This window comes from Denitromonas iodatirespirans (assembly GCF_018524365.1).
GTDB classification, from domain to species: Bacteria; Pseudomonadota; Gammaproteobacteria; order Burkholderiales; family Rhodocyclaceae; genus Nitrogeniibacter; species Nitrogeniibacter iodatirespirans.
Genome location: NZ_JAEKFT010000024.1, coordinates 62,802 through 72,303, shown reverse-complemented (window position 1 = coordinate 72,303; position 9,502 = coordinate 62,802). Strand labels below are relative to the sequence as shown.

10 protein-coding genes and 1 pseudogene are annotated in these 9,502 nt (G+C 66.2%); 1 reads left to right on the top strand and 10 read right to left on the bottom strand.

The window, feature by feature from the left end; translation table 11 throughout:
* Positions 1 to 203: pseudogene (locus I8J34_RS18255) on the top strand (hypothetical protein); the annotation flags it as partial.
* Between the two features lie 144 nt (positions 204 to 347).
* Here I8J34_RS18255 and I8J34_RS18250 read toward each other — a convergent pair.
* The 10 genes from I8J34_RS18250 to I8J34_RS18205 all read right to left on the bottom strand — a co-directional run bounded on the left by I8J34_RS18250 (position 348) and on the right by I8J34_RS18205 (position 9,468).
* The gene (locus I8J34_RS18250) at positions 348 to 1,046 is read right to left on the bottom strand and encodes a glutathione S-transferase N-terminal domain-containing protein (RefSeq protein ID WP_214363061.1); all 699 of its coding nucleotides are present in this window, start codon (positions 1,044 to 1,046) and stop codon (positions 348 to 350) included.
* 165 nt (positions 1,047 to 1,211) lie between these two features.
* A complete protein-coding gene (locus tag I8J34_RS18245) occupies positions 1,212 to 2,498 on the bottom strand; it encodes an FAD-dependent oxidoreductase (RefSeq protein WP_214363060.1) in 1,287 nt (428 codons plus the stop codon).
* Positions 2,495 to 2,983, bottom strand: a complete 489-nt coding sequence (locus tag I8J34_RS18240) for a TlpA family protein disulfide reductase (protein WP_214363059.1) — start codon at positions 2,981 to 2,983, stop codon at positions 2,495 to 2,497. Before I8J34_RS18240 ends, I8J34_RS18245 begins: the two co-directional genes overlap by 4 nt.
* Before the next feature lie 10 nt (positions 2,984 to 2,993).
* Complete coding sequence (locus I8J34_RS18235) at positions 2,994 to 3,821, bottom strand: ABC transporter permease (RefSeq protein ID WP_214363058.1); 828 nt, start codon at positions 3,819 to 3,821, stop codon at positions 2,994 to 2,996.
* Entirely contained in the window at positions 3,822 to 4,268 is a 447-nt protein-coding gene (locus I8J34_RS18230; RefSeq protein ID WP_230411903.1) for a protein NosL, read from the bottom strand.
* Positions 4,265 to 5,137 (bottom strand): ABC transporter ATP-binding protein, encoded by an 873-nt coding sequence (locus I8J34_RS18225; protein WP_214363057.1) that lies wholly within the window; start codon positions 5,135 to 5,137, stop codon positions 4,265 to 4,267. The genes I8J34_RS18230 and I8J34_RS18225 overlap by 4 nt, the downstream gene beginning before the upstream one ends.
* 11 nt (positions 5,138 to 5,148) lie before the next feature.
* On the bottom strand, positions 5,149 to 6,117 hold the full coding sequence (locus I8J34_RS18220; RefSeq protein WP_214363056.1) for a NapH/MauN family ferredoxin-type protein: 969 nt from the start codon (positions 6,115 to 6,117) through the stop codon (positions 5,149 to 5,151).
* On the bottom strand, positions 6,114 to 7,007 hold the full coding sequence (locus tag I8J34_RS18215) for a 4Fe-4S dicluster domain-containing protein (RefSeq protein WP_214363055.1): 894 nt from the start codon (positions 7,005 to 7,007) through the stop codon (positions 6,114 to 6,116). The genes I8J34_RS18220 and I8J34_RS18215 overlap by 4 nt, the downstream gene beginning before the upstream one ends.
* Positions 7,004 to 8,461, bottom strand: a complete 1,458-nt coding sequence (gene nosD / locus I8J34_RS18210) for a nitrous oxide reductase family maturation protein NosD (protein WP_230411902.1) — start codon at positions 8,459 to 8,461, stop codon at positions 7,004 to 7,006. Before nosD ends, I8J34_RS18215 begins: the two co-directional genes overlap by 4 nt.
* Entirely contained in the window at positions 8,458 to 9,468 is a 1,011-nt protein-coding gene (locus I8J34_RS18205) for a hypothetical protein (protein WP_214363054.1), read from the bottom strand. Before I8J34_RS18205 ends, nosD begins: the two co-directional genes overlap by 4 nt.
* Between the last annotated feature and the right edge of the window lie 34 nt (positions 9,469 to 9,502).

Sequence of the window (9,502 nt, the reverse complement as noted above, 5' to 3'; positions counted from 1 at the left end):
GCAACAGGGTATCCAGTGGCGGCCTGATCTATTGGCGCTCCATGCGCATTTACATCGGCTACCTGCTCACAGGCCAGAGCGTTGGTTTCGAACCGGTCGGCGACGGACTATGGGATGTCTACTTCGGCCCGCTCAAGATCGGCCACTTTGATGAGCGATGCACTGCCGGCGAAAAAGATGACTACCTGACGCTCAGGGTGTAACCCATGTCTCCGAACAAAACTGTTACCCATGTGATTGACTCGTACAGGGGCGTTTTCTTGATTACTTCTTTGTCGCGACAAAGAAGTAATTCGCCCGCCGGGGCGAGACCCGGCCAACGTCCCGTCGCCGAAGGCAATACCCCCCTATGCCGGAATCTTCAAGCCCCGCTGCACCGCCGGCCGGGCGACAAAGGCCTCCAGCACACGGGTCACGTTGGCAAAATCCGATATGCCGACCAGATCTCCGGCCTCATAGAAACCGATCAGATTGCGCACCCACGGAAAGGTGGCGATATCGGCGATGGTGTAGGCCTCGCCCATCAGCCAGGCACGCCCCTGCAGTTGCTGGTCGAGCACACGCAGCAGACGCCGCGATTCGTCCACATAGCGATCGCGCGGGCGCTTGTCTTCGATGTCCTTGCCGGAAAACTTGTGGAAGAACCCCAGCTGCCCGAACATCGGCCCGATGCCGCCCATCTGGAACATCAACCACTGCAAGGTCAGGTAGCGGTCATGGGCATCGGTGGGCAGCAACTGGCCGCACTTGTCGGCCAGATAGATCAGGATCGCGCCGGACTCGAACAGCGGCAGCGGCTGGCCGCCCGGCCCGTCCGGATCGAGGATGGCGGGGATCTTGTTGTTGGGGTTCAGCGACAGGAAGGCCGGCGAATTCTGGTCGTTGGTGTCGAAACTGCCCTTGTGCGCTTCATACGGCAAGCCGATCTCTTCGAGCATGATCGACACCTTGACACCATTGGGCGTCGGCAGCGAGTAGAGCTGAAGCCGGTCGGGGTGGCGCGCCGGCCACTTGCGGGTGATGGGGAAGGTGGACAGATCGGTCATCGGGGGCATCCTTGCTTGGTCTCTGGTGCGCGACACAATCTGGCGAGTTTGCCGCGTGAGGCTGTGATGAAGCCCACTGGACTGTACCGACGCAGGCGAAGTTCCTGCCAATGAACGATCACGGCATTCTTGCAAAAGCCGGCGCGACGCAGAGACACCCCGAAGTTACCGCCCGAACATCTCCGCAAACATCCCCGCCGCCCAGGCCATCTCCTCGCCGCGCGGCTGGTTCTCGCGCGCCTGGTCGATGCGCTGTTCGAGCGCGCCGTCGCCGCGGATGCGGTAGCTGGCGTCGATGCGGACCATTTCGGGCGGGGTGAAGCTGTCGTAGACCCAGCAGGTGCTGTCGGGGAACGGGGGGTCGAACGCTTTGCCTTGCACGCGGGCGGCGATGGCGGCGGCGGCGATGCGGCCGTGGTGGACGGCCATGTGGCCGGTCTTGGGGTAGTGGCCGAAGAGCGGCGAGACCAGGCCGACGGCATCGCCGATGACGAAGACGCGCTCATCGGCTGCCGATTGCAGGGTGCGCGCATCGACATCGGCCCAGCCGGTGGCCTCGCCCTGGTCGTTGCGCCGCGCTAGCCCGGCCAGGGCGATCAGCGCGCCGGCCTGCTGCGGGCCGGCGAAGCTTGCCTCGGCGTAGGGAATGTCGTCGAAATCGGTGTGGACCACCTTTTTGAACGGGTCGATGCGTTCGATGCGCTGGAAGGGCTTGAACTCGATGCGCTCGGAGAACTGGCGATGGAAGGTCTCGCGGTAGCCGGCCATGCCGGCGCCGGGGTCGAGCACGATGAGCCGGCCCTTGATCTGCTTTTGCTGCAGCCAGGTGGCGATGGCGACGGCGCGCTCGTAGGGCGTGGGCGGGCAGCGGTAGGGCGCGGGCGGCACGGTCATGATCCAGTCGCCGCCGGCAAAGGCGTGCAGCCGTTGCTTGAGCTGGCGCACGCCGGCCGGGCCGACGAAGGCGCCGTCGAACTTTTCGCGGATGCGCCCGAGCGCGGCGGTGTCGCCCTCGACCCACGGCGCGAGGTTTTCGGCAATGCCAGGCGAGAGCACGAGCCAGTCGTAGCCGAGATGCCCGTCGGCGGTCTCGATGCGGCGCGAGGCGCGGTCGATGCCGCGCACCTCGGCCTGCACGAAGGTATAGCCGTGCCGCGCGGCGGCCTGGCGGTAGTCGTGGTCGAGCGTGGCGTCGGGCACGCGATCGATGAGCCAGGCGTTGGACAGCGGCAGGGAGAAGAAGCGGGCCTGGCGCTCGATGAGGACCACGTCCCACGCCGGGAGCGCACGGCGCAGATGGGCGGCGGCGGAGAGCCCGCCCCAGCCACCCCCGACGACGACCACACGGCCTTTGTTGGCGGCCGGCAGCAGGGCTTGCGCGCTACGTGCCGGGCCGAGGATCAGACCGGCGCCGAGGCCGGCCAACGACTGCAGGGCCTGGCGGCGCTTCACAACAGCGGTGCGACGGCCGCCTGCATGTCGTCGGCGCTCATCACGCCGAGCTTGCGGGTGGTGATCTTGCCGTCGGCGTCGATGACCACGGTGAAGGGCAGCCCGGCCTTGGTGTTGCCCAGCGCCTTCATCAGTTCGACGCCCTTGCCGGCGCCGGCAAAGACGACGAGGTAGTCCATCTCGTAGGCGGCGACGAAGTCGCGCGCGCTGTCGCCGAGGTCTTCGACCCCGATGCCGACCACCTGCAGACCGGCCGCCTGGTGCTGCTTGGCCAGTTCAGCCAGATGCGGGATCTCGCTTCGGCAGGGGCCGCACCAACGCGCCCAGAAGTTGACCACCGCCGGCTTGCCCTTGAGCGCCGCCAGCGCGACCGGCTTGCCATCGAGGCCGGGGAAGCTGGCCGAGAACAGGGCGGCGGCCTCGTCGGCGGCGAATGCCGGCAGGCTGAGGCAGGCGGAGAGCAGGCAGGCAAGCAGGGTACGCATGGGGTGAACCTCAGGGCAGATCGCTGCGGCGGAACAACACGAAGCCGGCCGCGGCGCTGAGCGTGCCGAGCAGCACCGGATAGACCACGGCAAAGAGCTTGAAGCCGGCCACGCCGAAGAGGTCGAGGATGACATAGGCCGAGGGGCCGAAGACGATCAGCTGCGGGTCGAACATCGACAGCGCGGCGGTGCGGAAGACCTGCAGCGGGTTGGCCAGCGCCAGGGTGATGGCGAACTCGGGCGCCACGCGCGACTGGATGAGCAGGCCGAGCAGGATCAGGTCGAGGAACAGCAGCATCACCAGCCAGGTGACGAAGGCCAGGCCCTGCGCCACATCGGTGCTGCGCGCCAGGGTCGACAACAGCATGCCGATGCCGAGAAAGCACCAGCCCATGGCGGCGAGGATGGCCGAGTAGTAGAGGAACATGCCCCAGGGCACTTCGATGTCCTGGAACATGGCCCACAGCGCGGCGCCGGCCATGGCCAGGAAGACCGGCAGGAAGATGGAGATGTAGCGGCCGATGATCTTGCCCCAGAACCAGGCGGACAGCGACACCGGCAGCGAAAGCAGGTATTCGAACACGCCCGCTTCGCGGTCGCCGGCCACCGAGCGCACGGTGGTGATCAGCACGAAGATGGGCAGGATCGCCATGGCCAGCTGGATGTAGGTGACCAGCAAGCGCGACAGGCCGATGAAGCCGAGGACGCGCGATTCGGTCAGGCCGAAGGCGAACAGCAGCGCGACGATGCCGCCGAACACCAGCGAGTAGATGAGGAACCAGCGCGAGCGCAGGGATTCGACCAGGTCGAGTTTGGCGGTGAGCCACAGGTGTTTCATTTACTTGCCTCGTGCCAGCACGCTCTGCCTGGCTTCTTCGTAGGACATGTCGCCGGGATTGGGGACGGTGGTGGCGCCGAGGCCGTAGCCCATCGGCGTCATCTTGCCGCCGAAATAGCGGGCCTTGAAGGCATCGATCCACTGGCCGGTCTTGTAGTCGGTGACCCAGAATTCGATCTGGTCCTCGGGCCAGCCCTTGTCGCGCAGAACGATGATGGCGCAGCCGAAGTCGTCGAACTTGTGTGGCACCTTCTGCGGATCGCGGATCTGGGCGGCATAGTGGCGGTCGGAGAGCACCATGTTGCAGCGCTCGCAGGGGTCGCGGTCCCACTTGACCTCGACCGGGCCGGTGTCCGGGTCGCCCTGGCCGCAGGCGGTCAGCAGGCTGCCGGCCAGCGGCACCGCGGCGAGTGCACCGATCTGGCGGAAGAAGTGGCGGCGGCTCATTGCAGGCTCACCGCGGGGTCGACCTCGACCATGTCGATGCCCTTGAGCAGGCCCACATAGCGCGACAGCATGCCGAGGAAGCGCAGACGGTCGGGGCCGGAGACCAGGCCGTGCCACTCGGCGCCGTCGCCCTGGTCGGCGAAGTTCCACTCACCCAGCGCGCGGGCAATGGCTTCGTCCGGCCGGTGCAGGCGCAGCTTGGTGTCGAGCATGGCGGCGAGTTTGGCGTCGTCGGCCACGCGGTCGTCGAGCACCACCTTGCCCAGATCCATTTCGATCACACGATTGACCAGCTGCGCCACTTCGTCGAGACGGTGGCTGGAGATGATCATCGAGGTGTTTTCGATGCGCTCGGCCAACAGGCTGAAGAAGATGTGGCGGGCTTCGGGGTCGAGGTTGGCGGCCGGCTCGTCGAGCACCAGCACCTTCACGTCGCGGCCCAGCGCGATGGCGATCAGCAGCTTCTGCTTCATGCCGCCCGAGAGGCGGTTGAAGGGGCGGCCACGCAGGGCGTCGATGTCCAGGCCCAGCCGGGTGCCGATGGCTTCGATGCGCTTGGGGTCGGAATTGCACACCGCGGCGGCGAAGTTCACCAATTGGCCGACCGGCATCTTGAGTGGCGGCGGCAGTTGCGGCACGAAGCCGATCTTGCCCAGCACGGCGGCGCGCTGCTTGCGCGGCGAGGCGCCATCGACCAGCACCTCGCCGTCGAAGGTGTATTCGCCCAGCAGGCAGCGGATCAGGGTGGTCTTGCCGGCGCCGTTGGAGCCGATCAGGGCGATGCGCTCGCCGGTGGCGATGTCGAGCGTCACGCCGTCGAGGACGGGGTGACGCCGGAAGAGCTTTTTGACGCTTTCGAAACGGATCATCCGGAGGTCGCTTAAAGCAGCTTGTTGAGCCCCTTGACCTCGAACTTGAGGGCACCGCTGGGGCAGGTATCCACGCACAGACCGCAACGGGTGCAATCGGGGCCGACCGGCACTTTGACGTCCGGCGAGCGACCCTTGATGACCATCTCGAGCACGTGGGGCACGAGGCACACTTTGCGGCAGTCGCCCTCGTGGAAGCAATGATTTAGGTCATACACCACGCGTACGGGAGAGATCGTGCCGACGGCGCCGTAGGTCAGGCCGATGGGGCAGACATAGCGGCACCAGGCGCGCCGAGAATACACCACCTCGAACACCAGCAGCAGCGCCACCCAGCCCAGCGCCAGGCTCGGCCCGTAGATCAGGGCCCGGCTGAGGATGCCAGTGGGCGACAGGGTTTCGAACACGGTGAAGCCAGTGACCAGCGCCAAGAGCGAGAACAGCACCCACATCACGGTGCGTGCGCCGCGGTGGAACTGGTGGTCGCTCACCCACTTTTTCTCGACCAGCTTGAGGTGCAGCGCTTCGAACCACTCGGCCACCAGGTGGTAGGGACATGCCCAGGAGCAGAAGCTGCGCCCGCCCAGCGCCGCCCACAGCAGGAACACCGTGGCCGTGCCGATGAACAGGTTCACGATGATGTGCTTGTGCGCCAGCATCACCTGCAGGGCGGAATTGAGGTCGATGAGGTGGAAGCCGACGAAGCGCGAGGCGGTCAGCGCGCCTTCGAGGATCTGGATGTCGAGCCAGAAGGAGAAGGTGAACAGCAGGTTCACCAGGATCAGCACCGTCCAGCGGCGGTTGCGCCAGGTGTGCTTTTCGAGGGCATGGTCGCGCACATGCTTTTTCATCGCCTCGAAGTCTTCCTTGGTGAGGCGCTTCATCTTGTGAATCTGCTGCGCCTCCGGGGAGATCTCGGCCGGCTTTTGCGGCGCCTGCCCGAGCATGAGCTTGATCTGTTCGAGAAAACGGCCTTTCATGCTTCGCCCTCCCAGACCGCGCGCGAATCGACGACGATGGCCGTCGGCTCGACAGGGCAAATCATTTCGCACACGCCGCAGCCGACGCACTGCTCCATCACCACCGGAATGCCGCGCTTGCTGCCGTCGGCCGCTTCGGTCACTTCCAGGCGAATGGCGTCCTGGATCGGGCACTCGGTCACGCACAGGTCGCACAGATCGCGCTCGTAGGGGTGGTCGGCCACCGGAATCGGCGCCCAGCGATCGACATCCATGTAGCGCATCTGGCCTTTGAAGCCGGCGCCGCGGGCCTGCCCCTTGAAGCCCTTGCCCTGCGTCGCCAGGCAGGCCTCGGGGCGCGACAGGCGCGCCAGGCCGGCGCGTTCGATCAGGTTCAACGTCGGCTCGGGGTCGTTGGCCTTGGCCTTGAGCACCGGTTTGTGCGCCAGCTCGGCACCGGGACGGATCTTGAGGAAGTCCGGCTTGCGATAGACCAGCGCCCCGGTGGGGCAGGCGAGGATGCACTGCACCGCATCGCAGGAGAAATCACAGGCCTGCGCGCGCGATTCGATGTGCGGCACGCCGATGCCGAAGCCGTCGGTGATGTCGCCCAGCACGATGGCCTCGACCGGGCACACCTGCACACACTGGCCGCACTTGATACAGGAGGACAGGAAGTCGTTCTCGTCCAACGCGCCGGGCGGGCGCAGCCGCGGCTTGTCGGCCTGCGCGGCCACCGGCAGGTAGCCGGCCAGACCGGCGCCGACCACGGCGGTGCTCATGACGGCGGTGCGGATGAAGCGTCGGCGCGCTTCCTGCGCGCGGGCGTTCGAGCGCGGCGCGCTGCCTCCCTTTGCGGCGCGGGGCGCCGGGGTGGCGTCGGCCGGGCCGGCGTCGGTCTCCTGGCTCATGATCTTGCCTCTTTGGGGTTGTGGAACAGCGGTGCGTCGTCCTTGAGCAGCAGCACGGGGCTGGTGAAGGGCGCAAGCCGTTCGAGAAAATCGAGCGCCTCGAGCATGGGCGCATTCTTGAAGAAGCGGGCGTAGGGCTGCTCCATCCACAGCTGGTCGGTGAAGGCGTACAGCTCGTAGGGGGTGTCGCCGATGCGGTCGGTGTTGCGGTCGAAGCCCTGGTAGTCGTCCCAGTAGTTGCCATGCCAGGTGCTCTTGGTCGCCGCGCCGGCTCCGCCGACGGCGATCTGCGACAGATTGCCTTCGAAGCTGTTTCCGGTCACCTCGGTGCCGCCGATGTCGGAGGTGAAGGAGATGCCGATGCCGTTGTAGGCGATGCGGTTGCCGCGGATGGTGACCGTGCTGTCGGGCTCGAAGGGCGAGATGTCGCTGCCGATGCCGACCGCGCAGTAGATGATTTCGTTGCCCTCGACGACCACGTCCGAGGCTTCCTTCAAGCCGACCGCCATGCCGGTGGCGCCGTTGGCCTGCGAGATGATGTTGTTGCGGATCGTCGAATAGCCGGCGTACATGATGTACACGCCCACCGAGTTGTCGTAGTACTGGTTGCCCTCGACCAGGTTGCGGTTGGCGAACATGAAGTGCAGCGAGTAGCGACTGCGCCGGCCGATGTTGTTGCGAAACACGTTGTCGTTGGAGTACCAGGCGACCACGTCGCGCGAGTCGACCACCTCGTTGCCCTCGATCAGATTGTTGTTGCTCGACCACAGGCGGATGCCGTCGCCGCGCAAACCGAGGTCGGCCGGCTTGGATTGGACATGGCTGCCGCGCAGCGTGTTGTAGTGCGCCTGCTTGAGGTCGACGCCGAACAGGCAGTCGTCCATGCGCAGCGACTCGAACAGGTTGTGGTCGCCGCGCACGTTGAGGCAGGCGTCGTCGGAGTCATGCGAGCCGCCCGAACCGGTCAGGCGCAGGCCGCGCACGGTGACGCCGGCCGCCTGCACGACCATCACCGTGCCGTTGCCGCCGCCATGGATGACGACCTTGCCATCGCCTTCGATGGTCAGCGTCTTGTCCACCAGCACCGGGCCGGCATAGTCGCCGGGCGGCACCTTGAGCACGCTGCCCACCGGCGCGGCATCGACCAGCGGCTGGAACCACGGCATGTCGGTGCGGTTCGGTGCGGTCGGCTTGGGGGCCGGGCGGGAAGAGTCGCCCCAGGAATCGGCCGCCGCATCGGGCAAGCCGTTCTTTTCCATGCCGGCGCCGGGAAAGGCCACGCGCGGATCCACCGGCGTGGCCGGCGCGGCCTTGGGCGCCTCGCCGGCCGCCTTCAGCCCCGAGGCCTTGAGCTTTTCGAGGACCGCGTCTACATCGGCCAGCGAGGTGCTTTGCGGCACCAGCGCGCCGACGAGGATCGCGACGACCGGCAACAGGCGCGCCAGGGGTTTCACTCGGCCGTCCCTTCGCGCATCTGCTTGCGGCGGATCAACAGCGCCAGCAGCAGGCACAGCATCATGACCACCACCATCAGGTAGCCCCAGTAGGGATACGAATAGGTGGAGAACTGCGCCACCTTGCCCACGCCGAACACCGTCGGCATGAAGGGCTTGACGGTGAAGGCGCCCCAGGGGTGCAGGTTGTGGCCGAAGAACCACAGCCAGCCGGCGTAGTCGATGACGAAGAAGATCGGCAGCAGCGCCGGCACCAGCGCCAGCAGCAGGGAGAAGCCGCGGATCTTCCACACGCCGACCCACACCACGGCCATGGCGGCGATCAGGCCGACTGCGACGCCGGTGGTGACGCTCTTGAGCGTGCTGCCCCACTGGGCAATGCGCTCGGGTTCGTTGAAGAAGGCGCCGGCCTCGCCCATGTAGTACTGGGCGTAGGCGTCCATCTTGCCCATCACGAACAGCTCGCCGACCATCCACGCGGCCACGGCCGCAAAGCCGATGCCCAGCACGGCCAGCCGCGCCTTGCGTTTTGCCATCGCGAAGCCGAGCAGCATCACGCCGAAAAAGCCGAACACATAGCGCGACACCTGCCGCTCCACCGGCGCACCGATGCCGATCGGGTGCATGCCGACATAGTGGTTGATGGTGTTCATCTCGTGCACGCAGTCGAGCGCCTCGGCGTTCTTGTTGACGTCGCTCTGCTGTTTTTTCTGCGCCTCGAGAATCGGGTTGTAGCGCTCTTTTTGCGAGCCGAGGTCTTCCTGGAAGGTCTCGCTCATCAGGCGGCTGGTCTTGGGTGCGGTGCTGCAGCCGTTCTCCACGCCAGTGAAGCTGAAGTGGATGCGGATGCCGTCCGGGAAGGCGTCTTCCGGGTAGTTCGGGGCGGTCAGCGCGACCCACCAGGTGGGCGAGAAATAGGCGCCGATCATCAGCACCAGGGCGATCAGGGTCAGCCCGCGCACGATCAGCGATTGCTTGCTCGCGGCGGCAGTGTTCTGGGGTTGCATACGTTCACCGTGTCGTTGGATGTCCCGTCGCGGT